Raw genomic sequence first — 26,342 nt, forward strand, 5'->3', positions numbered from 1 at the left:
CCTTACACCCAATACGGAATTCGCTTCAGATAACGTCCGGTCATCAGCAGCGCGATCGGCCAGCCGACCAGCAGCATGCCAATGGTCACGCCCCAGGTCAGGAGGGACGGCGGTTGGCCAATCAGCGGTCCACGCACCACGTCGAGCAGATAGGCGAGCGGGTTCCATTCGACAATGAAGGAAAAGCGCTTGAGCGAGGTCGGGCGATAGATCACGGGCGTCACGTAGAACGCAATCTGGGTCAACGCCGAAATGATCTGCGGCAGATCGCGGAACCGCGCCGAGAGCAAACCGGCAAGCATCGCAATCCACAGTGCGTTGAGCACGTAGACGATGAGACCCGGAATGAACAGCGGCAGCGCTGCCCAGCTCTTCACGCCGAATATCACGAGCAGCAAGATCACGATGACGAAGTTGTGTGCCAACACCGTCAGATTGCGCCAGATCACCTGCAATTCGAACAGCAGCTTGGGCGTGGCAGCCTGACGGATATACATGCCGCTGTTGATATACGCGACGCTGCCTTCCTGCACCATCTGCGCAAAGGCGTTCCACATGACGAGGCTCGCCGCGAGAAACGGCAGGTATTCGCTCATCTGCTGCCCAAACAGCGTGCCGTACACGACACCGATCGAGCCGATAATCACGCCCATACTGATCGTGAGCCAAAACGGCCCGACGCGCGAGCGCGCGTAGCGTTGACGCACTTCGAGCCAGCCGAGCAGCGTCCATAGGCGCCATGACGTGACGCTTTGTATCAGGTCGGCGATTGCGAGATTAAACATGTCTGCGAGCGTTGTGGGAAAGTTAAGCGTTTATTAGGGTAGTTGCGCGTCGCGAAGGGCGGTCAGCCTCGCTGCAAGGCCCCGGTTCTACCGGTCAGCCCGTGCCATATGCCAAGCAACGAGAGCCGGACATGTTCGCGGCGCGGCACCATGAACAGGCCGTAGATGGCGAGCCGAACCGGCAGCTTCACGATCTCCGTCGACTTCCAGCTCCACGGAATATAGCCTCGGCGGATCAACGCGATCGCATTGCGGAACATGTAGTAGTGGCGCACCGCGCTATGGCCGGGATAGATGCGCCCGAAAATACGCACGGGTTCGCCGCCGAGTTCGTGCGCCATATGCCACTGTGGCAGCCCGAGCACGGAATAACCGCGCGCACGCGCACGCGCACACCATTCGAGATCGACAAAATCGATGAACAAGGAATCGTCCATCGGGCCGATATCACGCCAGAGCGCCAGATTGATGCAGGAGCCCGATGTAATCAGGAAGTCGACTTCGATTGGACGCGTACCGCTTGGCATGATGCGCTGGAGCTTGAAGAAGCCAAAGCGCACGAACGGCACGACGCCGCCCAGACGAACGTCGTCGTAAGCCGGTCCGACCAGTGCGATCCGACTGTCGCGCGCAACCTCTTCGACCAGCGCCCTGGGCAATGCGGCCAGCAGCGCGGGCGCGGGTTCGCTATCCTGGTCGAACAGCATCGCGTAAGCGATACCCTGCCCGATCAGCGCGTCCACGCCCTGGTTGATAGCGGTCGCGATACCCAGATTGCGACCGTTGCCGATATAGGTGATGCGCGCGTCGAGGCCCGCCGGGCGCTGCTCCGGCAGCGCATCCGTGTTGTCGACGACCACGCACGTCACAGACGCGGCAAGCCGATTGGCGCGCTCGATGCACGCCACGTCCGGCCGGTAGAAAACAACGACGGCGCCGGCGTTGCCGGGCATCGCGCCCTGCGGTGACATACGCTCAGTCACCGAGACAAAGCCGCAATGCATCCTGCCATTCCGGCAACTGGACCCCAAACGTGCGCGCCAGCTTATCCGCCGCCATCCGCGAATTCGCTGGCCGCTTTGCCGGCACCGGATAGTCGCTGGCCGGAATCGGCAGCACCTTCGGCGCTTTCTCACCCATCGCGATGTCGAAAATTGCTTCGGCGAAACCGTGCCACGAAGTCTCGCCCGTCGCGCTGAAATGATAGACACCCGAGCGCTCGCGCCACCAGTTCGCATCGCCGCCACGCTGGACAGCAAGGCCCTGCGCGACGATATGTGCCGTCACCGTCGCGATCGAATTCGACCACGTCGGCGCGCCGATCTGGTCGGCCACGACGCGCAGCTCCGGACGTTCCGCGCCGAGCTTGAGCATCGTCAGCAGAAAATTCTTGCCGCGACGCCCGTACACCCAGCTCGTACGCAGCACCAGATGCGCGCAGCCGCTCGCCGCGATCGCCTGCTCGCCTTCGAGCTTGGTCTTGCCGTAGACGTTCTGCGGATTCGTTGCGTCGTCTTCGGCATAGGCGCCGTCCTTCGTGCCGTCGAACACGTAATCCGTCGAATAGTGGATCAGCGCCGCGCCGCAGCGCGCCGCCTCTTCCGCCAGCACAGCCGGCGCTTCGGCGTTCAGGCGTCGCGCCGCGGCTTCGTCCGTTTCCGCCTTATCGACAGCGGTGTAGGCCGCCGGATTGACGATGATCGAAGGCTTGAGCTCGCGCACGACCGCGCGCACGCGGTCGAGATCGCTCAAGTCGAGCGCAGCACGATCAAGCCCAACCACACGCCCAAGCCCTTGCAGCGTACGCAGCAACTCATACCCAACCTGCCCGCTAACGCCCGTTACGAGAATGGTGGAATCCATCACGCCCTCACGCAAACACATCGGCTTCGGCCAGCTTCTTGCCCGCCGCATCCTTGGCGGCCAACAGCGGCTCGAAGTCGATCGGCCATTCGATGCCGACGGTCGGATCGTTCCACACGAGGCTGCGCTCGTGCTCCGGATACCAGTAATCGGTCGTCTTGTAGAGGAATTGCGCCGATTCCGACAGCACGACAAAGCCATGCGCAAAACCGGGCGGCACCCACAATTGCCGATGGTTTTCCGTCGACAGATGCACGCCGACCCACTTGCCGAAGTTCGGCGAGCTCTTGCGGATATCGACGGCCACGTCGAACACTTCACCCTCCACCACGCGCACGAGCTTGCCCTGCGCATGCTGGATCTGATAGTGCAGACCGCGCAGCACGCCCTTCGCCGAACGCGAATGGTTGTCCTGCACGAATTCCACGCCCGGCTCCACCAGTTCCGCGAATTCGCGGCCGTTGAAGCTTTCGTAGAAGTAGCCGCGCGCGTCGCCGAACACCTTCGGCTCGATGATCTTGACTTCCGGCAGCGCCGTTGCCGTTACCGTGATGGCCATGCGACCTGATCCGTAAGAATGTTCAACAAATACTTGCCGTAACCGTTCTTCGAGAGCGGTGCAGCGAGCTTCTGCAGTTGTTCCGCGTCAATCCATTGACGTCGATACGCGATTTCCTCGGGGCATGCGACCACGAGGCCTTGACGTTTCTGCAGCGTCGCAATAAACGTCGCCGCCTCGATCAGCGAATCGTGCGTGCCGGTGTCCAGCCATGCGAAACCGCGACCCATGATCTCGACGTTGAGCGCGCCATCGGCGAGATAGCGCGAGTTCACGTCCGTGATCTCCAGCTCACCGCGCGGCGACGGCTTGATGTCCGCCGCGATATCGCACACGCGGTTGTCGTAGAAGTACAGACCCGTGACCGCGTAGTTCGAACGCGGTTGCACAGGCTTTTCTTCGATCGACAGCGCACGGAAGCCTTTATCGAACTCGACCACGCCGTAACGTTCGGGATCCTGCACGTGGTAAGCGAACACCGTCGCGCCCGATTCCTGCGCGGTCGCGCGCTCGAGCTGCTTCGCAAGATCGTGGCCGTAGAAAATGTTGTCGCCAAGAATCAGCGCCGACGGATCATTGCCAACGAATTCCTTGCCGATGATGAACGCCTGCGCGAGGCCGTCCGGGGACGGCTGGACCGCGTACTGGATGTTCATGCCCCACTGGCTGCCGTCGCCGAGCATCGACTCGAAGCGCGGCGTGTCCTGCGGCGTCGAGATGATGAGCACGTCGCGAATGCCCGCGATCATCAGCGTCGACAGCGGGTAGTAGATCATCGGCTTGTCGTACACGGGCAGCAGCTGCTTCGACACCGCATGAGTGATCGGATAGAGCCGCGTGCCGGAACCGCCGGCGAGAATAATGCCTTTGCGTGCCATTTGGCCCTGCCTTTACGTACGCTGCGCGTAGTTGGTTTCGACCCACTTGCGATACTCGCCCGAAGCGACTTCGTCGGCCCATGCCTGGTTGTCCAGGTACCACTGCACCGTCTTCGCCAGACCCGTTTCGAAGGTCTCAGCCGGCTTCCAGCCCAGTTCGCGTTCGAGCTTGCGCGCGTCGATCGCATAGCGGCGGTCATGGCCGGGGCGATCCGTCACGTAGGTGATCTGGTCGCGGTACGAACCCGTGGCCTTCGGGCGCAGCGTGTCGAGCAGGTCACACAGCGTGTGCACGACTTCCAGATTCTTCTTCTCGTTCCAGCCGCCGACGTTATACGTCTCACCGCTCTTGCCGCGCGCGAGCACTTCGCGGATCGCGCTGCAGTGGTCGCCCACGTAGAGCCAGTCGCGCACGTTCTGGCCGTCGCCATACACCGGCAGCGGCTTGCCCGCGAGCGCATTGGCGATCATCAGCGGGATGAGCTTTTCGGGGAACTGGTACGGACCGTAGTTGTTCGAGCAGTTGGTCGTGAGGACCGGCAGGCCATACGTATGGTGATACGCCCGCACGAGATGATCGGAGCCGGCCTTGGTCGCCGAGTACGGGCTGTTCGGCGCGTACGGCGTGGTTTCCGAGAACTGCGGATCGGTTGCCGACAGCGAGCCGAACACTTCGTCGGTCGAGACGTGCAGGAAGCGGAAGGCAGTCTTTTCGGCCTCCGGCAAGGTATTCCAGTACTGGCGCGCGGCTTCGAGCAGCGTGAACGTGCCGACCACATTGGTCTGAACAAAGTCCGCCGGACCGTGAATCGAGCGATCGACGTGGCTTTCTGCGGCAAAGTGCAGCACGGCGCGCGGCTTGTGTTCGGCGAACAGCGCGTCGAGCGCGGCACGGTCGCAGATGTCTACGCGCGCGAAGACGTGCTTCGGGTTGTCCTGCAGCGATTGCAACGTTCCAAGATTGCCCGCGTAGGTCAGCTTGTCTACGTTCAGAACGGCTTCGTCAGATTGACGGAACCAGTCAAGCACAAAGTTGGCGCCGATAAAGCCGGCACCGCCCGTTACCAGGATCATGGAATTCCTTTTGTAGGCGTGTGAAGGTAGTGCGCCTGGCCATCTAACCCAAAGGCCCCCGGCAGCCAAACGCACGAAAGGATGCTGTAAAAGTGGATTTTTTGCGAGAAAAATGCAGCACTTTATCCGCGGAGCATACTCTTCTAGCTCTGGTTTTATCGTGTCAATTATACGGACAGACCGCACGAAAACCATACCGCTAACATCTTGAAACAGCTTGACAAAGTTATTTTATTTCTTTTCGAGCCTTACTCTTACTCCAGCGGAATTACTGTCGATCTCGTTTAATCGTGATCCCGATCTCAATCCAGCATCACGCGACAATCGTTTTCCTGTGATACCGTCACTCCCTTGCCTCGGCACCCCGCCAACCTATTGCAGACTACTGCAACTGATTCAGATTCAATGACCAAGCAAGCGCCGTTCCCGCCGCCACTCGCTTTCGGCGACCTCCAGGGTTGTCTCACCCCGTTCCGGGAGCTGCTCGCCAAGGCCGCGCCCTCCTCCGATACGCCCCTTTGGTTTGCCGGCGATCTCATCAATCGCGGCCCGGCATCGCTTGAAACGCTGCGCGAGGTGATCGCACTCGGCGAACGCGGCGTGGCCGTACTCGGCAATCACGACCTGCACCTGCTGTCCGTGTCCGCAGGCATCCGCAAGTCGAAAAAGGGCGACACCATCGACGCGATCCTCGCCGCGCCTGACGCTGAAGATCTGCTGTATTGGGTGCGCCATCGTCCGATCGCGCATTACGAGCGCGGCATGCTGATGGTGCACGCGGGCGTGTTGCCGCAGTGGGATGTCGATCTGACACTGGAACTCGCGCACGAACTACAGCAGGCCCTGCGCCGCGACAACTGGAAAGAGACGCTCGCTGGCCTCTATGGCAACGAGCCGAGCCGCTGGTCGACGGATCTCAAGGGGATCGACCGGCTGCGCCTGACGTGCAGCGCGCTAACGCGCATGCGCTTTTGCAATGAAGACGGCGTCATGGATTTTACGACCAGCGGCGGCCTCGATTCCGCGCCGCCGGGTTATATGCCGTGGTTCGACGTGCCGACCCGCAAGACCGCCGACATCACGGTGGTGTTCGGCCATTGGGCGGCGCTTGGACTTACCTTGCGAAAGAACCTGATCGGTCTGGACTCAGGCTGCGTCTGGGGCGAGCGGCTGTCGGCGGTGAGCCTCGCCAGCGATCCTTACCAGCGCATCCTCACCCAGGTCCCCTGCCCGAACTGTCGCGCGGTTTCGGCCTGAGGCCTCGCGCGACCAGCGGGATCAGAGCGGATCAGCGCTTCTTGTTGTAGACGTGCGTCGTGGCTTTCACGCCCTTCGGGAAGACCCGGCGCACGAAACCACGCGCCGCGGCGTCGGCCTGCAGCACCACATCGCGCACGGGCTGATCGGGACGGCCGCGAAACGACGTCGGATGAAAGTAATCGTCGTCGCCAACCGGGTGATCGGAAAAGTAGTAGTTCGACACGCAGCAACGCTGCTCATCGCTCACGTTCTTCGACACCGAATGCCATGAGTGCTGGTTCGTCACCATCACGGCCAGGCGGTTGAAACGGCTCACGATGGTGGTCGATTCCGCCTTGGTGCCCTGCGGCCACACCTCGAGGTTGCCGCCCTTCTCCAGCGACCAGTCGGGCGACACGTAGTAGAGCAGATTGAGCACGCGATAGTGCTCGCGATCCTTGTCGTGCGAATTGTCGAGGTGGGGGTTCAGGAAGTGTCCCGGCCCCATCATCGAGATGCCGCCCGCGTACAGATGTTCGTCCGGATACAGCGAGCGCAGCCCCGTGATCTCCTTGACAAGTTCGACCACGCGCGGCGCCTGAAACGCAAAGATGATCTCTTCGAGCAGCGGCGCATGCGTGTCCATCTGCGCGGAGACATACTTGAGTTCGCGCAGGCTCTTGCGCAGCATCATCTTCGACGCATCGGGAAAGCCCGCACGGATCTCGCGGGCAATCGCGTCCGGCAACACATCGTCGATATGGAAATGCTGGATGGGCGCGGTCTGCGTCCATTGTTCGCGCAGCCGCGCGAGTTCAGTTTCGAGACGCGCCGCGATCAGTGCGCCCAGTTCTGTACGATCCATGATGACTGTCCTGCCTTCGATGATCCGATGATGTAGGTGCGTGCCACAGCGCACGCCCTGAATCACACGCCCTGCGCCACACCCACCGACGCCCGCCCGCGCATCGCCTCCAACCCCGCCTCCACCGACTCCTGCGCCCTTGCCGCCAGCTTGCGCCGGTCGTCGCCCGGCTCCAGCGCCTCGCCCACATACACGTGCGCCGTAATCGGCCCCGCGTTGAGCATGGCGTCGAGCGAATCCTTCAGCGACAGATCGTCGATATAAGCCGGCGCGATCGACTGCCGGCCCTGCGCGTCCTCATACATGATGCAGATCGGCTGCACCGGGCGCGCTGCCGAAACAGGCGCCTGGAACATATTCGAGTGAAACTGCTTGAGCGCAAGCCCATCAGTGGTGGTGCCCTCAGGAAACACACACATCAGCTCACCGCGCTCCAGCCGCGACGCCAGCTCATGCATGATACGGCGCGCCTCGCTGCGCTTCTCGCGCTCGATGAACACCGTATCGAGATTCGCCGCGAACCAGCCGATCAGCGGCCAGCTGCGCACTTCCGCCTTCGACACGAACGGCGTCGGCCGCCACGCGTTGATCACGTAGATATCGATCCACGAAATATGATTGCTGACGACCAGCGCGCCCGCATCCAGGCGCGCCGAATCGTTGTGCACCACCAGCTTCATGCCGCACAGGGCGAGCATCTTGAGCGACCAGGCGCGGTTCAGCGCATGGCGCTGCTCGGGCGTGGCGCGCGGAAAGCGCACGCCAACGGTCCAGGCGCCGCGCAGCAGATGGCCTAACAGACGGGCTTTGCGAAAAAAGAGACTCATGGCTGGGTCAGTATCGAAGTCGGTCGCGGCTTGCGTTCGGTGTTGCTCAGTTCAATGGCGCTCGAAGCCGATGCGCCCTGCCACCAGCGTCGCGCGCACCAACGCAGGCAGCTCGTAGCCGAGGAACGGCGTATTGTGCCCCTGGCTCTTGAGCGCGCGCGGTTCGACCTGCCAGTGCGCATGTTCGTCGAACACGCAGAGGTCGGCGCTCGCGCCCACGGCCAGATGGCCCACTTCCTTGCCGATCACCGTCGCAGGCGCCGACGTGATGCGCGCCAGCGCCTTCGCCAGCGGCACATTCGCTTCCTGCGCCCACTTCACCGTCAGCGAAAGCAGCAGTTCGAGACCGGTCGCGCCGGGCGTTGCTTCGGCGAACGGCAGCAGCTTTTCGTCGTCGTCCACCGGCGTGTGCTGCGAGCAGATTGCGTCGATCGTGCCATCGAGCACGCCCGCGCGCAGCGCTTCACGGTCACGCTGCTGACGCAGCGGCGGATCGAGGCGGAACTGTGCGTCGAAGTAGCCAATGTCCGTGTCGGTCAGATGCAGATGATTCGCCGTCACATCGCAGGTCAGCGGCAGGCCTTCGGCCTTGGCCGCACGCACCAGTTCCACGCCCGCCGCCGACGACAGATGCTGCACGTGCACGCGCGCACCCGTCACGCGCATCAGTTCGAACAACGTGAAGAGCGCGATGGTTTCCGCGCTGACCGGCACGCCCGACAGCCCCAGCCGCGACGCCAGCGCGCCGCTTGCAGCCACGCCGCCCTTCGACAAGAACGGGTCCAGCGGACGCAGCCACACCGGGTAGCCATACGTGCTCGCGTACTGCAGCGCGCGCAGCAGCACCTGGGTATCGCCAATCGGCGAATCGGCCTGCGTGAATCCGATACAACCCGCTTCGGTGAGCGACACCATTTCGGTGATCACCGCACCCTTGAGGCCGACCGTGAGCGCGCCCAGCGGATGCACATGCGCACGTTCGAGCTTGCCCGCACGGTACTTGAGCATTTCGACAAGCCCCGCTTCGTCGAGCACCGGATCGGTGTCGGGCGGGCACACGAGCGTCGTCACGCCGCCAGCGAGCGCTGCGTGCATTTCCGAATCGAGCGTGGCCTTGTGCTCGTAGCCCGGCTCGCGCAGACGCGCGCTCAGGTCGACGAAACCGGGCGCGACCTTCAGACCGCGCGCGTCGATCGTCTTGTCGGCCGTGAAACCGGCGGGCGCCGCGCCAAGCGCAGCGATCTTGCCCGCTTCGATGAAAACGTCCTGCTGCTGTTCGGTGCCCGCGACCGGGTCGATCAGCGTGCCGCCTTGAATATGAATCTTCATGCTGCCCCGCGTTATGCGTTGTTGTCCGCGCTGCTCATTACGCCATTGCCCGCGACGATACCCATCACCGCCATGCGCACGGCAATCCCGAAACTCACCTGATCGAGGATCACCGACTGCGGGCCGTCCGCGACCTGCGAGTCGATCTCGACGCCACGATTCATCGGGCCAGGATGCATCACGATCGCATCGGGCGCGGCCAGCGCGAGACGCTCGGGCGTGAGGCCCCAGCTCTTGAAGTACTCCTGCGCTGAAGGCAGCAGCGCGCCGCTCATGCGCTCGTTCTGCAGGCGCAGCATGATGATGACGTCGACGCCCTTCAAGCCTTCGTCGAGGTTGTGGAACACACGCACGCCCATCTGCTCGAGACCGCCCGGCAGCAGCGTGCGCGGACCGATCGCGCGCACTTCCGGCACGCCCAGCGTAGTGAGCGCATGGATGTCCGAACGCGCCACACGCGAATGCAGAATATCGCCAACGATCGCCACGCGCAGATTGGTGAAATCGCGCTTGTAATGACGGATCGTGTACATGTCGAGCAGACCCTGCGTCGGGTGCGCGTGGCGGCCATCGCCGGCATTGATCACGTGAATGTGCGGCGCGCAGTGCTCGGCGATCAGATACGGCGCGCCGCTCGACGCGTGGCGCACGACGAACATATCGGCATGCATCGCCGACAGGTTGCCGATGGTGTCGAGCAGCGATTCGCCCTTGCTCGTCGACGAGGCGTTGATGTTCAGGTTCAGCACATCCGCCGAAAGACGCTTGGCCGCGATCTCGAAGGTCGTACGCGTGCGCGTCGAGTTCTCGAAGAACAGGTTGAACACCGACTTGCCGCGCAGCAGCGGCACGTTCTTGATGTCGCCATCAGTCGCGCTCACGAACTGAGTGGCGGTATCGAGCACCTGGTTGAGGATCGCGCGCGGCAGGCCCTCGATCGAGAGCAGGTGCTTGAGTTCGCCGTTCTTCGTGAGCTGCGGATTGCCTTTCAGAAAGCCGTAGCGATAGCGCTTGTCGGCGGCATCGGCCGCATTTTGAGACGCGCTCGATGCGGGCGTGGGCTGTGTATTCATCGCTTGAGTCCTGCGCGAATGGCTTGCTGGGTGAATTTCAAAAGGCGTGCGGTGTGGCGCGTGCGGCAAAATGGACACATCACCTTGGCGACGCTTAGGCAGAGGGGAGTTCGTCGAGATATTGCTGGAGGATCACGCAGGCGGCTTCGCCGTCGATGTGTTCGGCGCGTTCGCCGCGCTCGCGCAGCCGCGATTCCGCATCGACCGACGAATAGCGCTCGTCCACCCACACCACGGGCAGATTGAAGCGGCCGTTCAGCTGATTGCCAAAGCGCTTCGCCTGCTTCGTCATGACGTGCGGCGTGCCGTCCGGATGGCTCGGCAAGCCGACCACGAGGCGATCGGGTTGCCACTCGCGCAGGAGCGCGGCCACGGCTTCAAAACGGGAATCGATGCTGCGGTTCTGGATCACGGTCAGCGCACGGGCGCTGCGCGTGAGCACATTGCCAAGCGCCACGCCAATGCGCTTTTCACCGTAATCGAAGGCCAGCAGGGTTGCCTCGGCGGCACTACGCCCCGCCACGCTCATGCGTGACCCGCTTCGCCCGAGAGCATCGTCGAGGAAATGCCGAGCAGCGCGAGCGCCGCTTCGAAGCGTTCTTCGGCGGGCACGTCGAAGACGATTTTCGGATCTGCTTCCACGGTGAGCCAGCCGTTCTTCGAGATTTCGTCTTCGAGCTGGCCCGCGCCCCAACCGGCATGGCCGAGCGTGAGCAGGAACTGCTCCGGACCGGTGCCGCTGGCGACGGCTTCGAGCACGTCCTTCGACGTGGTCATCTCCAGCCCGCCCGGCACCGACATCGACGACGTGTAGTTCGTACCGGTGATGGGCGCGTGCAGCACGAAACCGCGCTCGGTCTGCACCGGGCCGCCGAAGTAGACGGGCACGTGCAGCAACGGTTCGATTTCCAGCTTGAGGTCGATGCGCGAGAACAGCGCTTCCAGATCGATATCGGTGGGACGATTGATCACAAGACCGAGCGCGCCGCGCTCGGAATGATCGCAAAGGTAGACCACCGTTCCTGAAAACGTAGGGTCCGCCATGTTGGGCATGGCGATCAGGAACTGATTGGTCAGATTGATGCGATCGTTACTTTTGGACATGGTTTGAATTCTAGCAAAGACGATACGGATTGGCGGTGGCCTGCCTGGCCCTCCGGCTGCGCGCGGGACTCGTCCTCGACTCATCCTGGGCTCACCGTAGCGCGGGGAATAACTCACTCTAACATGCTGGCGCGGCGTGCCTGTAACGCCCCTTTTGCAGGGCCGCAACGGGCGGCCGCCGCCTTTTTCGGCTAGCGCGCCGCAAGCGGCGCCGCCGGTGCGCCAACCCCGCTCGCCGCTCCGGAAATCGCCGCACCCAGCGCGCGCACCGTCGCGCTCGCGTCGGGTTGGGCAACGCCCGCCGCCACTTTGTGCAGCATCGCGCGCAAGGCTTCGTTGGCCTGATCGATGGCGTCGAAATCCGGTGCATTTGTCGCTTGCGCGCCATAGGCCGGCGTGGATCCTGCGCGATTTCCCGCTGCGACCGCCGCATGCGCGGTGCATCGCCATGCAAGACCTAGCGCGTCCGCCAGCAGGCCGACATGGCCCAACCCCAACGCCCAGGCCGCGGCGCCGATGCGGTAGGCCGCCTCCGCCGCCACCAGCGCCGTGGCCGGATCGGGCGGCGCGCCCGCAGGCCGCAGCGACAGCGCGCGCGCCTGAGTGCCGAGCGCAAGCATCGCCGCGTCGGCGGTCTGCAAAAAATCCTCGTAGGCGTTGCCGTTGACGACCAGCGCGCCCAGATCCCGCATCGGCGCAACACGGGTGGCAAGCGCGTCGGCCTGCGCGCTTCCCGCTTCCCACAGCGCCTCCGAGTCCTGCGTGCCCGCGACATGCCAGTCCACGGTCAAACCGTAGTCGTGCAGCAGTTCGACATCGGCGGTGTCTTCCGCTGCTGCGCCAAACAGCGCGTAATCGCGCCACAGCAGCGCCAGCGACATGCGCACGAACGATTGGGGGACGACGCGCAAGCCGCGTGCGTGCTCGCCCATCAGCAGGTTGCAGCGGGCGTAAAAGCGCCGTGCGTCTTGATCGCCCCAAAACGTCGTGCTGCGCCGCAGCACACGTCCGCACGCGGCGGCGAGGCGCCAGAAGTCGTACGGGTCGTCGCTGGTCAGTTCGGTGAAACAGGCGTCCATCTCGCCGAATGCCGCCAGTGCCAGCGCATCGGCCGCGCGGCTGCTGCTCAGACGCATCTTCAACGCCGGCAGCAGCGCGGCCTCGAAGCGCGCGCGCGCCTGCGCGAGCCGCTGCGTGGGCTGCGCATGCAGCGTGGCAACGGCGATCGGGCGACCATGCAGCGCCACGTCTTCGTAGGCAAGCGATACGCCGGGCGCGTGCTCGGCGAGCGCTTCCACCAGCGTGCGTTGATGCGCGTAGAGCGAGGGCGAACAGGCCATTTCGCGCAGATTGTGGCGATCGAGCGCGGCTGCCAGATCGGTCAGCGCGTCGCGAAAGACTTCGCGGATGCGGCTGTCGTCGGGGCCATCGTGATCGTGCGCGGGCCGCGGCGGCATGCCGGGCGGCGGTGGCGTGGGCACGTTAGCCGCGAGCGCCAGTGGCGAGGCCAGCAGCAAGGTGTCCGCAAAACGCGCCGCCGCCAGCCAGCCCGCATCGCGCAGCGTACGCGCCGCCTGCCGAAGCGGCCGCGCCACGTCGCGCTGCTCGTCGAGCGCCTGACTGGCCTGGGCCAGCGCGGCATGGGCGAACGGCACATGGCCGCCGCGCGGATTCGGCAGCGCTTCGAAGGGAGCTGACGATGAATGATCAGTCATGAGGCAAAGGCAGCGCCGGAAACGGTTGCGAACTGATGCAGACGGTTCTGCGGCAGGCGGTCCTGCAGCAGGCGGACCTGCAATGCGGGACGACAACGTAGGTCAACGCCCGACAATGACAGATTTCGCATCATCGAGGCGTTTGGCTGGCCAGCCGCCTCGCGTACACGCGATGCAGGGCAGATATAGCAATTTGCGCGCCGCGTGACGTTTGAAACATGACGTTTGAAAACAGCAAGCGGCGGCCTGGACATGCCGAAGCCGCGGGCGTCGAACGCATCAGGCGCACGCCCCGCCACGCTTCGGCGCGATCGAGGCACGCCTCAGATCTGGACCATCTCGAAGTCTTCCTTGCGCGCGCCGCACTCGGGGCACGTCCAGTTGATCGGCACATCCTCCCAGCGCGTGCCGGGCGCAATGCCTTCGTCTGGCAAACCGGCTTCTTCATCGTAGATCCAGCCGCAGATCAGGCACATCCAGCTTCTATATTCCATTCTTATGCCGCGTCGAAAAGTCGAAAATACCGCGCGCCTCTACCCTCTCTGGAGCGGACGCAATCGGTCGGGGAAACTGCCAGGGAAAACTGCCAGGTCATGAGAGCCATGATGGTACCGTGTTGCCGTTTTTATGCCTAGCAACCGTAGCAAGGGCAAGACGCTTCCCTCGCGTGAGGGCAAGACGGAAAAATCCCTCGCCTTGTGCTGGTCATCCGTCCCCCGCTGCGCGCCCGAGACGGCATAATTGAAGCGACAGCAACATCGACAGCAACGCCAAGAGCCGCAACGAACCAACCCTTCACTCCGTCCACGTCCATGCCCGGCGACACCCCTCCCATCGTCCTTTCCTTCGGCCTTTCCGATCCGACCGGCGGCAGCGGCCTGCAAGCCGACCTGCTCACGCTCGCGAGCATGGGCTGTCACGGCGTCAGCGTCCTCACGGGCTACACCGTGCGTGACTCGGCTGGCTGCGACGAAGTCACCGGCCTCGACCCCGAGACCGTCGCGAGCCAGGCGCGCATGCTGCTCGAAGACATGCCCGTGGCGGCCTTCAAGGTCGGCGCGGGTGCGCGCGCGGAAGTGGTCAGCGCGATTGCCGAAGTCGTCGCCGATTACGACGAAGTGCCGCTCGTGCTTGCGCCCGACTTCACGCTCGACGACGAACACGTGCTCGCCGCCGACGAACTGCGCGAAACCGTCACCGATCTGCTGGTGCCGCAAACCACGCTGCTGGTCGCCGATGTGTCGGTGCTGCTCGCGCTCGCGCAGCCAGACGGCGATTCCGAGCCGCCGGGCATCGACGCCGCGATTTCGCAACTGCTGTCGAGCGGCTGCGAATACATCCTGTCGATGGAAGCCGGCTCGCATCGCGTGGTCAACACGCTCTATAGCGAAGAAGGCCAGATTCGCCAGGACCTGTGGGACCGCACGAACCAGCCGATGATGGGCGTGACCGATACGCTCGGCACCGCCATCGCCGCGTTGCTCGCCAACGGCCAGGAGCCGCCCGAAGCCGTGCGCGAGGCCCAGGAATATCTCTACCAGGCCATGCAGAGCGCGTTCCGCCCCGGCATGGGCGCGTGGGTGCCGGACCGCTTCTTCTGGGCGCGCAGCAACGACGCCGAAGACGGCGAGGACGAAGCATCCGACGACGCCGACGCGCCAGGCAAGACGCCGCCTTCGGGCGAGGCGCGGCACTGATCGCCTGGCCAGCCGCAGCGAGCGCGGGCAGCCGACCCGCGCCGTGCGGCGCCAACACTCGCGCCACAGGAGCGCGAAACGCAATTTGCGAATAGTTTCAGCGGGTATACTGCCGGGCCTCCAAACAAAGATAACGCCGCCTGAGCAGCCCCAGACGCACACCAACGCTCGACAATTTTCGAGATAGCGCGTCATGACCGACACGGGCACCCCCACTCACGGCAGACCAATGTCCCGCACTCTCCTGTCACTGGTCGTACCTTTCTACAACGAAGAGGACGCCATCGCGGCTTTCTTCGCCGAGGTCGTCCCGGCACTCGAAGCGCTCGGCGAAATCAACGACATCGACTTTGAAATCGTGTGCGTCAACGACGGCAGCAAGGACAGCACGCTGCCGCTGCTCGTCGATGCCGCGAACGCCGACGCACGCGTGCGTGTCATCGACTTCTCGCGCAACTTCGGCAAGGAAGCCGCGTTGTCGGCCGGGCTCGCCGAATCGCGCGGAGATATCGTCGTGCCCTTCGACGCCGATCTGCAGGACCCGCCCGAAGTCATCGCGCAACTCGTGAGCAAATGGCGCGAGGGCTTCGACGTGGTGCTCGCCAGGCGCTCGGACCGCAGTTCGGATACGTACCTGAAGCGCCAGTCAGCGGTGAGTTTCTATCGGCTGCACAACAAGCTCGCCGACGTGAAAATCCCGGAAAACGTCGGCGATTTCCGGCTGATGACGCGCGAGGTCGTGGATACGCTCAACGCGCTGCCGGAGTCGCGCCGCTTCATGAAGGGCCTGTTCGCGTGGGTGGGCTTTCGCACCGCGGAGGTCACTTATGTGCGCAAGTCGCGCGTGGCGGGCGAGACCAAGTTTTCCGGCTGGAAGTTGTGGAATTTCGCGCTAGAAGGCATCACGAGCTTCAGCACGGTGCCGTTGCGGATGTGGACATATTTCGGCCTGATGGTGGCCGCGAGTTCGTTTCTCTATGCGGCGTATCTCGTGATCCGCACGCTGTTGCGCGGCATCGACGTGCCGGGCTATGCGTCGATCTTCGTCTCGCTGCTGTTTTTTAGCGGCGTGCAGATGATCGGCATTGGCGTCATCGGCGAATATATCGGCCGAATCTATCTGGAATCGAAGCGCAGACCGCTTTATGTGATTCGTCGGCGTTACGGAAAAGAAAAGTAAAAGCATGAACAATCAGCATGCGGCGCACGTAGAGGCGCCCAGGCAATCGGGGAACGAAATTGCGCGTCGTATCGATGCCAGCGTCATCGTGCCCGTCTACAACTGCGAACCGTGGCTCAAGACGCTGCTCGACTCGGTGCTCGAACAGGAAGGCGTCGAACTCGAAGTCATCGCGATCTGCGACGGCGCGACGGACGGCAGTCTCGGGATCCTCCAGGCGATCGCCGCCGAAGACCCGCGCGTGCGGGTCGTCGCGCAGGAAAACCGCGGCGTCTCGGCGTCGCGCAACGTGGGACTGACGCTCGCGCGCGGCGAATGGATCGTGTTCGTGGATGGTGACGACTGGGTCAAACCCGGCGCCCTGCGCAGGTGGATCGGACACGGTCGCCAGAACGATCTGGAGGTTGTGATCGGCAACGGTTTCGCGTTCGATACGCTACCCGCGCCCGCACAGCCCTCGCCCATGTACGAACACCAGCCCTGGGGCGAGATTTGCGACGGCCGGACGTGGATGCTGCGAACCGTGCCGGATGACGATTGGGCCGTATGCGTCTGGCTGCAGTGCATGCGGCGCGATTTCGTCGAACGGTTCGGCCTGCGCTTCGAGGAAGGTGTGGTTCACGAGGACATCATCTGGACCCTGCAGTTCGCGCAGCACGCCCAGCGTATGGGCTTCGTCGAAGAGCCGTTTTATGGCTATCGGCACAATCCCATTTCGATCATCAACGCGCCTTCTGAAACGTCGCTCGCGCGTCGTGCCAACGGCTATCTGCGCGTCATCGATGCACTCGCCAGTACCGCCAGCGCGCTGCGCGAAGATCGTCCGTTTCATAGACTGTTGCTTCGGCAGATCAATCGAGAAGGCGGGAATTTCCTGCATCTGCTCAGAAAGCGTCTTCAAAGCAGCGAGTTGCGCCGCCACTATGCGCGCGCGTTTCTCGACAAGGGAAATATACGGGTCATGCTGCGCGGGGCCACCAACGCAAGCGAAGTGTGGCGTGCGCTGCGCTGCTGGCGCACGCTTTCGCGCTTTGGCGGCGTAACGCGCGGCTGAACGACGCGGGAACGACGCGCATAAAAAAACCCGCATCGCTGCGGGTTTTTTCGTTTGGGCGGGAAACACGCCTTTCGGCGCATTTCCCGGCACGTCGATGTAGTCGCGGGATAACCCGTGCTTACATGTCCATGCCCATGCCGCCCATGCCGCCGGGCATGCCGCCGGGCATCGGTGCATCTTCCTTGGCGATTTCAGCAACTGCTGCGTCCGTCGTCAGGAGCAGGCCAGCAACCGAAGCTGCGTTCTGCAGTGCCGTACGCGTGACCTTGGTCGGGTCCACAACACCGGCTTCGACCATGTCGACGTACTCGCCCGTCGCTGCGTTGTAGCCGTAGTTGCCCGAACCTTGAGCAACTGCTGCCACCACGACCGACGCTTCTTCGCCACCGTTCGTGACGATCTGGCGCAGCGGCTCTTCCATTGCGCGCAGGACGATCTTGATACCTGCGTCCTGGTCTGCGTTGGCGCCCTTCAGGCCCGTCACAGCAACGCGAGCACGGATCAGTGCCACGCCGCCGCCCGGGACGATGCCTTCTTCAACGGCAGCGCGGGTTGCGTGCAGCGCGTCTTCCACGCGTGCCTTCTTTTCCTTCATTTCGACTTCGGTCGCAGCGCCAACCTTGATCACTGCAACGCCGCCTGCCAGCTTGGCAACGCGCTCTTGCAGCTTTTCACGGTCGTAGTCCGACGTCGCTTCTTCGATCTGCGTGCGGATTTGCTTGACGCGCGCTTCGATGCTTGCGGCTTCGCCTGCACCGTCGATGATCGTCGTGTTTTCCTTGCCCACTTCGATGCGCTTCGCTTGACCGAGTTCGTTCAGCGTTGCCTTTTCGAGCGTCAGGCCGGTTTCTTCAGCGATGACCTGACCGCCGGTCAGGATCGCGATGTCTTCCAGCATCGCCTTGCGACGGTCGCCGAAGCCCGGAGCCTTGACAGCAACGGTCTTCAGAATGCCGCGGATGTTGTTGACGACCAGCGTAGCCAGAGCTTCGCCTTCGACGTCTTCAGCGATGATCAGCAGCGGACGGCCAGCCTTCGCGACTTGTTCCAGAACCGGCAGCAGATCACGGATGTTCGAGATCTTCTTGTCGAACAGCAGGACAAACGGGTTGTCCAGAACGGCGACTTGCTTGTCCGGGTTGTTGATGAAATACGGCGACAGGTAGCCGCGGTCGAACTGCATACCTTCGACGACTTCGAGTTCGTCTTGCAGCGACTTGCCGTCTTCAACGGTGATGACGCCTTCCTTGCCGACCTTGTCCATCGCTTCAGCGATACGGTCGCCGATCGACGAATCGCTGTTCGCCGAGATCGAGCCGACTTGCGCGATTTCCTTGTTGGTCGTGCAGGGCTTGCTCAGCTTGCGTAGTTCTTCGATTGCAGCTGCAACAGCCTTGTCGATGCCGCGCTTCAGGTCCATCGGGTTCATGCCCGATGCGACGTACTTCATGCCTTCGCGAACGATCGATTGCGCGAGGACGGTTGCCGTCGTCGTGCCGTCGCCTGCGTTGTCGCTGGTCTTGGAAGCCACTTCCTTGACCATTTGCGCGCCCATGTTCTGGAGCTTGTCTTTGAGCTCGATTTCCTTCGCGACCGAGACACCGTCCTTGGTGACCGTCGGGCCGCCGAACGAGCGCTCGAGGACCACGTTACGACCCTTCGGGCCCAGCGTGACCTTCACTGCGTTGGCGAGAATGTTCACGCCTTCAACCATCTTGGAACGGGCGGAATCGCCGAACACGACGTCTTTAGCTGCCATCTTCAAACTCCTTGGGATTCTTGATGAATGTGCGGTGGGCGAAGCTTACTTCTGCACCACGGCCATGATGTCTTCTTCGCGCATCACGAGCAGTTCGTTGCCATCGACCTTGACGGTCTGGCCAGCGTACTTGCCGAACAGGACGCGATCGCCAACCTTGACGTCGAGGGCGATTTGCGCGCCCTTGTCATCGCGCTTGCCCGGGCCGACTGCCAGGACTTCGCCTTGATCCGGCTTCTCAGCCGCTGCGTCCGGGATCACGATGCCCGAAGCGGTCTTGGTTTCTTGATCCAGGCGCTTGACGATCACGCGATCATGCAAAGGACGAAGGTTCATGGATAGATCCTCTATCTTGATTGGGACTTGAGAAGAGACTCAAGAAAACCTGGCTGCCGACAACCGTCAGCCAGAGGTATGTTTGCACCGAGCGTTGTTAGCACTCTCATGCGGTGAGTGCTAATTATATGGACGGGTAGTGACAAATTCAAGAACGGGCCAGAAGGGTTTTTTAGGCATCTTTTCGGCCGGCGGGGCGGAGCCCGCAACGCACATCGTTGCCTCTGGAGTGAGTTTCCGGGCTGGAGCAAGATCGTGCCATGCAGAATATTTTCCAATAAAAACAATTGCTTAACAGATAAACACAGTAACACGCCACTGCAGAATCTACGGTGATCAAGGTCGCTAAAATTTGGGGCGAATACGCGGAAGTAGCACGACATGCGAGCTTGCCAGGGAAATCCCCGACTTTTGATCTGGCGCCGATTAGAGGCACTGCAGCGGCTTGCACTTCCTCCGTTCGCCTACGCACACACACTGCCCCCTTCGCTGTCCACAATAGAGCCGCACGGTCATGCACGCGCCTATCGTCTTGCATCGACCTGGACCGAAACGCCGAGCCCTGCCCGCGAAGGCACGGCCGCACATCGAAGCGGTGGATCGACCACCGCCTGTTTGCAGAGAGGATGACCGTCGTGAAGTCTCTCCCATGGTTGCCGAATGCCGCCTTTGCTCCATGCCGACTGTCGATGCCCGACCTGGCACGCCTGCGCGCGCCCATGCAGACCCTGCCCAGCTCCGCCGACACGGTGCAGACATGAACCCGGTAAAACCCACGCTGGCCAAGGCGGAACTGGCTGCGGTGTATATCGCTTACGCGCTGCGCTACGTCTACCCGCTCCTGCTGCTCCCGTTCTACGGTCGAACGCTGGGGGCGGCGGGATATGGTGTCGTGCTCGCCGGTATGTCGCTGTCGAATTCAATCTGGCAGTTTGTGAGTTTCGGATTCCCTGCCGTCGGCGGGCGCGATACCGTCCACGCCAAAAACGACGCCGAACGCGCGGCGATCCTGTCGAGCCAGATGACAGGCCGGCTGCTGCTATGTATCCCGACCGCGCTGGTCGGCGTCGGCGCTCTCGCACTGTCCCCCGTGCTTTCGGCGCATGTATTGCCCGGCGGCACCGCGATTGCGCTCGGCTTGCTGGCAGCGTTCAATCTGGGCTGGTATTTCACGAGCACGGGACGCGCCAGAAGAAGCGTCCTGATCGAGGTCATCGGTTTTTTGATTTCGCTCACGCTCATCTTTTCGTTTATCCATCACCCGTCCGACCTTGCGCGAGTGTTCCCGCTGCTGTTCATTTCGAGTCTCGTGCAATCTGCTCTGGCCTATGGTTCGATCAGGCGCGAGTTTGCCGGCGTGTTCTCAACGATTCGCGCCGGTCTCGATTTGATTCGCCGCTCGAAAGTCATCTTCATCTACACCGGCACGTCCGTTTTGCTGATCAGTGCGTCCACTTACATCCTCTCTACCATGGCGCCCGAAACGGAAGTCAGCGCATACGGCGTGGCCGAGCGCCTGATCGCCGCGGGCCTGAGCCTGATGGGTCCGGCCGCGCAGGTTCTCGTCCCGAAGGTCACTTACCTGGTGGGCGTGGACCCCGAGAAAGCCAATCGGCTTGCGCGCAGGATTCTGGCGTTCTTCCTGCTGGGCGCGATCGCCGCCGTGGCCGCCACCATGCTGCTCGCCGGCTGGCTGGTGCCGCTCGTGTTCGGCAAAGGCTTTCTGAGCACCGTCCCGGTGCTGAAACTTTTCGTGCTGGTCCTGCCACTGAGCGTCGCCAACCAGGCAATCGGCATCTACTTCCTGATCCCTCGCAACCGCGAAAGCCTGCTCGCTCGCGCGGGCGTGACGAGCGCGGTCATCAGCATGGTCGCTGCCATTCCGCTCGCCAGCCATTGGGGAGCAATGGGCATGGTCGGGGCGCGCCTGCTCGGAGAGCTGACACTTCTGGGCACGCTAATGTTCTTTCTGATCCGCTCAGGTTTGATCGGGGAATTCTTCTCGCCCCGCCACGCCGCGCTTGCACTCAGACCGCGCGAAGAAGGTTGAGTCATTGCGCTTGCCAGACCCAGACAGCGATTTCGTCAAAGCGGGCCGCAATCGTGGGCCGCTTGAGCGAATGGGACTCGCCGGACTCAGGGTGCAAATTCATGTGCAAGCTGCCGGGTCCGGCATCCCGGGTATCGCGCATAGATTGCGGTCGAGCCCGATGAATGGAGATTCCGATTCTGTCGTCTTCGCGGCGTTGCCGGTACAGGTGAACTCGATGCGTCCTCGATCCGCGCAGAGCGGATATCAATGAACGTCACGCGCCGCGGCGATCACTCCGGATCGCGCTCTCAGTTCAGCGGCGCGGCACCTATGGCCGTCTGCGGCTGCCGGCCCCGCACGCCACGCATCAGAAGGTGCCGGATCGGGCGGTCATAGAACTGCTCGCCAAGAGCTGCCACCACCACCACGATCAGCAGGATGCAGGAGTCAACGGCAAGACTCTGAGCGAGCGACGGTTGCGGTCCGATGCCGGTCGCGAGGCGCAGCAGACCGATCACGGGCACATGCAGCATGTAAATGCCATACGAGACCGTGCCGAAAAACAGAAAGACCTCGCGCACCCGCTTCGATGGCTCGAACGATGCGCCGATCCAGACCAGTCCGGGAATGAAGATCAGCACGATCGAGAGGGTGAACGCCACATGCAGCGCGGCGGCAACGGGCACAAGGAACATCAACGGAAACCATGCAGCAACGCCAATGGCGATGGGGTTGCTCGTGTGCCGGCGGCCGGCATGCAAGCGGAACAGGAGAACGCCGAGAAAGAAGCCATAGGCCACGCGCACGATGCCAAGATGACTGCTCGCAAGCGCCCAGCCGCTGTTGATGGAGCCGGCATGCACGACCTTGAGCGTCAGGGCTAGCGCCGATATCAGGACCGCGGACGCCAGCACGCGCACCGAAAGAAACCGGAAGCACACGGCATAGGCCACATTCGCCAGCAGTTCGAACAGCAACGACCACGACGGATAATTCAACGGATACAGAAACCACGCGAGCGTCCCGTCGGGAGGCGTGACGCCATTCGGGCATGGGAGCATCAGCAGGGCCATCGAAAACGCCGACGCCGCGAGATGCCAGTGTGCATGCGGCAATCGAAGCAGCACGCCGACGCTCCCCGTCAACGTGCCGAGAAAATACAGCGGATAGAGGCGAATCAGCCGCAACTTCAGGAAGTGGCGCGCGCCGATGCTGCCCGACGCGAGCTTGCCTTCATATGCGCTCGCAATGACGAACCCGCTCATGACAAAAAACAGATCGACGACCAGATAACCTTCGTCGAGATGAAACGGCTTGAACAGATCGCTGAAGTGATACATCACGACGATCATCGCGGCGAAACCCCGCAGACCGTCCAAGGTCGCGTATTTGTCGGACTGCGCTGGCCTGTTCACACGTCACCTCGATTCGGCTGCTGCGTGATCGCTGCTGAAAGCGCCGCGAGGCGCCCGCCGTCCCTGTCGCGCGGCGCGCAGCGCCAGCCCGGCAGCGGCTTCCAAAAATCGGCGTTCAAAAATCGGCTTGCACTACTGCTCGACCGTCGCCGCGCCCAGCTCGCTGCGCCGCCGCCCGCCGCTCACGCCGCGCAGCAAACGCCTTCGGATCGGCCCGTCATAGCGCTTTTCCGCAAACGCCGCCAGCAGCACCAGAAAGAGCATCAGCCCGACATCCGTTAGCACGGTCTGCAGCAGCGAAGCCTCCGGCAACGCCACGTGCGTCGCACGGATCATGTTCGTCACGGGCAGATGCAGCATGTAGAGGCTGTAAGACGCCGTGCCGAAAAACAGCAACACCGCGCGCACCCACCGCGACGGCTCGAAAGACGCCCCCGCCCAGACCAGCGCCGGGATGACGAACAGCACGACCGACAGCGTGAACACCGCTTCCAGCGCAGGGGGAACCGGCACGAGGAAGATCAGTAGGAAGAGCACGACGATGCCAACCGCAACGACATTGCTTGTGCGCCGACGCCCGCTGTGCAGGCGGAACAACAGCACGCCGAGGAAAAAGCCGTAAGCGACGCGCACCACACCAAAGTAAGCGTTCACCCGCGCCCAGCCGCCATTGATCGACCCGGTGTCACTACGCACGGCCTTGGCCACCAGCAAGAGCGCCGCCGCCGACACCAGCGCAAGCAGCACGCGTGTCGACAGAAATCGGAAGCAGAACGCGTAGACGGTGTTGGCCAGCAGTTCGAAGAAGAGCGACCACGACGGCTCGTTGAGCGGATAAAGAAACCCCGGGATGGTCCCGTCTGGACTCTGCATCGCGATCGGACACGGCAGCATCAGCAGCGCGAGCGGCAGCGCCGATACGATGAGATGCCATTCGCTATGCGGCATTCGGAGCAGCAGCCCCGCCGTGCCGAGCAAAGTGCCGAGAAGATAGAGCGGATAAAGGCGGACCAGCCGCAACCGCATGAAGCGGTGCGCACCGATACCGCCCGGTGCGAGCTTGCGGTCATAGGCGCTCGCGATGACAAAGCCGCTCATGACGAAGAACAGATCGACGACAAGATAGCCACTGTCGATGTAAACCGGGCTGAACCAGTCGTTGCAGTGATACATCACGATGATCATCGCCGCGAAGCCGCGCAGGCCGTCCAATGTCGCGTATTTGTCGGACTGTGCTGTTCTGTTCACAGGTCACCTGTATTGGCTGCCGCGCGATCGCCGCGAAGGATCGTGCCCCGCCGACATCGCGCACGCGGGGGAAACGGTATCGGCGCCGGACGCGTCCGACCGTGCGATACCCTGGTCCGATCGTATGCCCGCTGCCCGAGGCCTTACCGTGGGTTGCCCAACAATTCCGCGCGACTGCACCGCCCAGGCCGACTGCCGATCAAGCGGAGGATCGGCTTGCACTTCGGCCCTGGCGGGCCAGCGTGGCGACCTGCAGGGTCTCGACCAGATTGCGCGCGGCCTGCTCCCAGGTAAAGGCAGCGGCATTTGCGCGCCCTTCCGATATCAGTGAGCGCCGCGTCGTATCGTCGTCAAGCACGGTGCGTATTGAAGCCACCCATGCTTGAGGACGCTGCGGGTCTGCGTAGAGCGCCGCCTTGCCGCAGACCTCCGGCAGCGCGCCACACGGCGCAGCCACCACAGGACATCCCAACGCCATGGCTTCGAGCGGCGGCAACCCAAATCCTTCCGTCAGCGAAGGAAACGCCAGTGCGCCGGCATTGCGCATCAGCCCAGCGAGTTCGGCATCGGTAATGCGACCGGCAAACTGCACATTGCGCGGCACGACATAGCCGAGGCGCTCGAAGTCTCCCCTCGTCGCGCCGCCGAACAACACCAGCGCGGTGTCCTGCAGCGCAGGGTCGGCAAATGCACCCAGCAAAACGCCGATGTTTTTATGCTTCTGCGTGTTGGCAAGCGCCAGGACATAGCGCGCGGGCGTGAGCTTCAATGCCGCGACCTGGCTATCGTCCGGCGTGACCTGCAGGATGTGATCGCAGCCGTTGTGCACGACCACGATCTTGTCCGCGCTCGCCACGCCGTAGCGGATGAGTTCCTGCCTCGAAAACTCGGACACGGTCAGGATGACTCTGTGACGCCTGCCGATAAAGTAAAACAGGAACTTGTACCAGAGGCGAAAAGATCGCGAATAAGACTCGGGCGCCGAATACACCTGGGCATCGTGAATCATCGTTACGGAATCCCGATGAATCAGCGGCCCGAGATTGCACAAATTGAGAATAAAGTCCTTTCTGCGCGCCATCGGCAAATAGAACTGTTCCCACGCGATCCTGTGCATCCGGCGCACGCGCGGGCTTTCGTGTACACAGGCCACATGACGATACGGCGGAACCTCAACGCCGTCACGCACGATCAGCGCGTAATCGACGCTGCGTGCGGTTTGCCTGGCAATCAAGGCATCCGTCGCCGCGATGAGTTGCTCGGCAACCCGGTGTACGCCGGTCGGAGGTGCGCCGAAGAACTTGCCATTGAACGCCACGGTCTTGTGGCCAGGCCATGCTTCGAACGGCTTCATAGATTCGCTGCCCGCTCGGGCGTCAGCCGTCCCCGCACACAGTCCCAGACACCGATCAGGTTGCCGCTCAGTCGCCCGCGCCGGTCGATCCACGGCTCCGGCGAGACGCTGCGCACGATATTGCTGGCGACATTGCGCAGGACGTGGTCGAGCGCGTCGCGCAAAGGCATTGTCTTCTTTCGAGCCAGGTAGAGCGGATTGATGACTTGCGAATAACCGAGCTTGCGCCCCGATACCCTTCCCCGCTTGACGCCCAGATGCACACCTAATGCGGTATTGACGCGCACGACATGATTGCCCCGGCTCCAGATCTGGCCGCCGAAATCGCGGTCCTCTTGCCAGCCGTAGAGCACCAGTCGCTCATCAAAGCGCAAACCGGCGATGCTACGCGCACGAAACGCCATATTGCAGCCGTATGGACCGCCGGTGGGAACCGCGACCATGGGCCCGGTATTGGGTGTCGCTTTGGCCAGAATGGCGCAGCCTTCCTCGACGGTATAGCCGGGACCATGAATGCCATCGGCCAACACTGTTCCAGTCACGCAGGCAATCGCAGGATCACTGTCGAAAGCCTTGAGAACCTCATCGATCCAGCCGCTGTGCATCAGGAAATCATCGTCCAGCATGACGACGACATCGAAATTTGCGGGCACGTTTCTTAACGCATTGTTTCGTTGTGCCGCGAGACCCGGCAGGCCTTTAATCACGCGCAGCCCCGGACGATCCGCCAGGCGACCAGCATCGTCGTCGCTGACGCATGAAACGATGATCAGATCCGGTTTCACCGTCTGTAACTCGACATACTCCACCACTCGGTGAAGAATTTCGGCACGGCCCCGGGTAGGAAAAATGACGCAGATTTTCCGTTTCCCGCACGACGACGCATCGCTCATTTTATTTGACCCGGTTTGATAGGTTCGATCCAGTTTTAGCGGCCCGGTTCTGCGCCGGGC

The 26,342-nt window shown here is 62.7% G+C and carries 25 protein-coding genes; 5 read left to right on the forward strand and 20 right to left on the reverse strand.

Features of this window, described 5'->3' with window-relative positions:
* Positions 1-2: 2 nt before the first annotated feature.
* From F3J17_RS16545 to rfbB, 6 genes are all read right to left on the reverse strand, one after another.
* Entirely contained in the window at positions 3-785 is a 783-nt protein-coding gene (locus F3J17_RS16545) for an ABC transporter permease (RefSeq protein WP_167060628.1), read from the reverse strand.
* 62 nt (positions 786-847) lie between these two features.
* On the reverse strand, positions 848-1,738 hold the full coding sequence (locus F3J17_RS16550; protein WP_240161016.1) for a glycosyltransferase family 2 protein: 891 nt from the start codon (positions 1,736-1,738) through the stop codon (positions 848-850).
* A gap of 22 nt (positions 1,739-1,760) precedes the next feature.
* A complete protein-coding gene (gene rfbD, locus F3J17_RS16555; RefSeq protein WP_240161017.1) occupies positions 1,761-2,648 on the reverse strand; it encodes a dTDP-4-dehydrorhamnose reductase in 888 nt (295 codons plus the stop codon).
* Between the two features lie 7 nt (positions 2,649-2,655).
* Positions 2,656-3,207 (reverse strand): dTDP-4-dehydrorhamnose 3,5-epimerase, encoded by a 552-nt coding sequence (gene rfbC / locus F3J17_RS16560; RefSeq protein WP_167060637.1) that lies wholly within the window; start codon positions 3,205-3,207, stop codon positions 2,656-2,658.
* A complete protein-coding gene (gene rfbA / locus F3J17_RS16565) occupies positions 3,192-4,085 on the reverse strand; it encodes a glucose-1-phosphate thymidylyltransferase RfbA (RefSeq protein WP_167060640.1) in 894 nt (297 codons plus the stop codon). The genes rfbC and rfbA overlap by 16 nt, the downstream gene beginning before the upstream one ends.
* 12 nt (positions 4,086-4,097) lie before the next feature.
* Entirely contained in the window at positions 4,098-5,159 is a 1,062-nt protein-coding gene (gene rfbB, locus F3J17_RS16570; RefSeq protein ID WP_167060643.1) for a dTDP-glucose 4,6-dehydratase, read from the reverse strand.
* A 405-nt stretch (positions 5,160-5,564) separates the two neighbouring features.
* Here rfbB and F3J17_RS16575 point away from each other — a divergent pair, with 405 nt between their 5' ends.
* Positions 5,565-6,416 carry a symmetrical bis(5'-nucleosyl)-tetraphosphatase gene (locus F3J17_RS16575; protein WP_167060646.1) on the forward strand — a complete coding sequence of 284 codons (852 nt, stop codon included), beginning with the start codon at positions 5,565-5,567 and terminating at the stop codon, positions 6,414-6,416.
* A 31-nt stretch (positions 6,417-6,447) separates the two neighbouring features.
* Here F3J17_RS16575 and F3J17_RS16580 read toward each other — a convergent pair whose 3' ends face one another.
* The 8 genes from F3J17_RS16580 to F3J17_RS16615 all read right to left on the reverse strand — a co-directional run bounded on the left by F3J17_RS16580 (position 6,448) and on the right by F3J17_RS16615 (position 13,805).
* A complete protein-coding gene (locus F3J17_RS16580) occupies positions 6,448-7,263 on the reverse strand; it encodes a 2OG-Fe(II) oxygenase (protein WP_167060649.1) in 816 nt (271 codons plus the stop codon).
* A 62-nt stretch (positions 7,264-7,325) separates the two neighbouring features.
* Positions 7,326-8,090, reverse strand: coding sequence for a lysophospholipid acyltransferase family protein (locus tag F3J17_RS16585; protein WP_167060652.1), 765 nt, complete (start codon positions 8,088-8,090; stop codon positions 7,326-7,328).
* 51 nt (positions 8,091-8,141) lie between these two features.
* Complete coding sequence (locus tag F3J17_RS16590) at positions 8,142-9,419, reverse strand: dihydroorotase (protein ID WP_167060655.1); 1,278 nt, start codon at positions 9,417-9,419, stop codon at positions 8,142-8,144.
* 11 nt (positions 9,420-9,430) lie between these two features.
* Complete coding sequence (locus tag F3J17_RS16595) at positions 9,431-10,492, reverse strand: aspartate carbamoyltransferase catalytic subunit (RefSeq protein ID WP_167060658.1); 1,062 nt, start codon at positions 10,490-10,492, stop codon at positions 9,431-9,433.
* A gap of 94 nt (positions 10,493-10,586) precedes the next feature.
* Positions 10,587-11,015, reverse strand: a complete 429-nt coding sequence (gene ruvX / locus F3J17_RS16600; protein ID WP_167061170.1) for a Holliday junction resolvase RuvX — start codon at positions 11,013-11,015, stop codon at positions 10,587-10,589.
* Positions 11,016-11,017: 2 nt separating this feature from the next.
* Positions 11,018-11,596 carry a YqgE/AlgH family protein gene (locus tag F3J17_RS16605; protein WP_167060661.1) on the reverse strand — a complete coding sequence of 193 codons (579 nt, stop codon included), beginning with the start codon at positions 11,594-11,596 and terminating at the stop codon, positions 11,018-11,020.
* A gap of 191 nt (positions 11,597-11,787) precedes the next feature.
* Complete coding sequence (locus F3J17_RS16610; protein WP_167060664.1) at positions 11,788-13,311, reverse strand: hypothetical protein; 1,524 nt, start codon at positions 13,309-13,311, stop codon at positions 11,788-11,790.
* Between the two features lie 323 nt (positions 13,312-13,634).
* Positions 13,635-13,805 carry a rubredoxin gene (locus F3J17_RS16615; RefSeq protein WP_008342674.1) on the reverse strand — a complete coding sequence of 57 codons (171 nt, stop codon included), beginning with the start codon at positions 13,803-13,805 and terminating at the stop codon, positions 13,635-13,637.
* 318 nt (positions 13,806-14,123) lie between these two features.
* On the opposite strand from F3J17_RS16615, the gene F3J17_RS16620 reads away from it, so the two are divergent.
* From F3J17_RS16620 to F3J17_RS16630, 3 genes are all read left to right on the forward strand, one after another.
* Positions 14,124-15,008, forward strand: coding sequence for a hydroxymethylpyrimidine/phosphomethylpyrimidine kinase (locus tag F3J17_RS16620; RefSeq protein WP_167060667.1), 885 nt, complete (start codon positions 14,124-14,126; stop codon positions 15,006-15,008).
* A gap of 229 nt (positions 15,009-15,237) precedes the next feature.
* A complete protein-coding gene (locus tag F3J17_RS16625; protein WP_167060670.1) occupies positions 15,238-16,188 on the forward strand; it encodes a glycosyltransferase family 2 protein in 951 nt (316 codons plus the stop codon).
* A 4-nt stretch (positions 16,189-16,192) separates the two neighbouring features.
* On the forward strand, positions 16,193-17,242 hold the full coding sequence (locus tag F3J17_RS16630; RefSeq protein ID WP_167060673.1) for a glycosyltransferase: 1,050 nt from the start codon (positions 16,193-16,195) through the stop codon (positions 17,240-17,242).
* 121 nt (positions 17,243-17,363) lie between these two features.
* On the opposite strand, the gene groL is transcribed toward F3J17_RS16630, so the two are convergent.
* Both groL and groES read right to left on the reverse strand, forming a co-directional pair.
* On the reverse strand, positions 17,364-19,004 hold the full coding sequence (gene groL / locus F3J17_RS16635) for a chaperonin GroEL (RefSeq protein WP_167060676.1): 1,641 nt from the start codon (positions 19,002-19,004) through the stop codon (positions 17,364-17,366).
* A gap of 45 nt (positions 19,005-19,049) precedes the next feature.
* On the reverse strand, positions 19,050-19,340 hold the full coding sequence (gene groES, locus F3J17_RS16640; protein ID WP_137333599.1) for a co-chaperone GroES: 291 nt from the start codon (positions 19,338-19,340) through the stop codon (positions 19,050-19,052).
* Between the two features lie 649 nt (positions 19,341-19,989).
* Between groES and F3J17_RS16645 the strand changes: the two genes are divergently transcribed.
* The gene (locus tag F3J17_RS16645) at positions 19,990-21,390 is read left to right on the forward strand and encodes an oligosaccharide flippase family protein (RefSeq protein WP_240161018.1); all 1,401 of its coding nucleotides are present in this window, start codon (positions 19,990-19,992) and stop codon (positions 21,388-21,390) included.
* A 290-nt stretch (positions 21,391-21,680) separates the two neighbouring features.
* Here the strand turns inward: F3J17_RS16645 and F3J17_RS16650 are convergent, their stop codons facing one another.
* The 4 genes from F3J17_RS16650 to F3J17_RS16665 form a co-directional block, all read right to left on the reverse strand.
* The gene (locus F3J17_RS16650; RefSeq protein ID WP_167060679.1) at positions 21,681-22,787 is read right to left on the reverse strand and encodes an acyltransferase; all 1,107 of its coding nucleotides are present in this window, start codon (positions 22,785-22,787) and stop codon (positions 21,681-21,683) included.
* Positions 22,788-22,919: 132 nt separating this feature from the next.
* Entirely contained in the window at positions 22,920-24,035 is a 1,116-nt protein-coding gene (locus F3J17_RS16655; RefSeq protein ID WP_167060682.1) for an acyltransferase, read from the reverse strand.
* A 199-nt stretch (positions 24,036-24,234) separates the two neighbouring features.
* Positions 24,235-25,389, reverse strand: a complete 1,155-nt coding sequence (locus F3J17_RS16660; protein WP_167060685.1) for a glycosyltransferase family 1 protein — start codon at positions 25,387-25,389, stop codon at positions 24,235-24,237.
* Positions 25,386-26,282 (reverse strand): glycosyltransferase family 2 protein, encoded by an 897-nt coding sequence (locus tag F3J17_RS16665; protein ID WP_167060688.1) that lies wholly within the window; start codon positions 26,280-26,282, stop codon positions 25,386-25,388. The genes F3J17_RS16660 and F3J17_RS16665 overlap by 4 nt, the downstream gene beginning before the upstream one ends.
* Between the last annotated feature and the right edge of the window lie 60 nt (positions 26,283-26,342).

The organism is Burkholderia sp. Ax-1719 (assembly GCF_011753055.1).
Classification (GTDB): domain Bacteria; phylum Pseudomonadota; class Gammaproteobacteria; order Burkholderiales; family Burkholderiaceae; genus Paraburkholderia.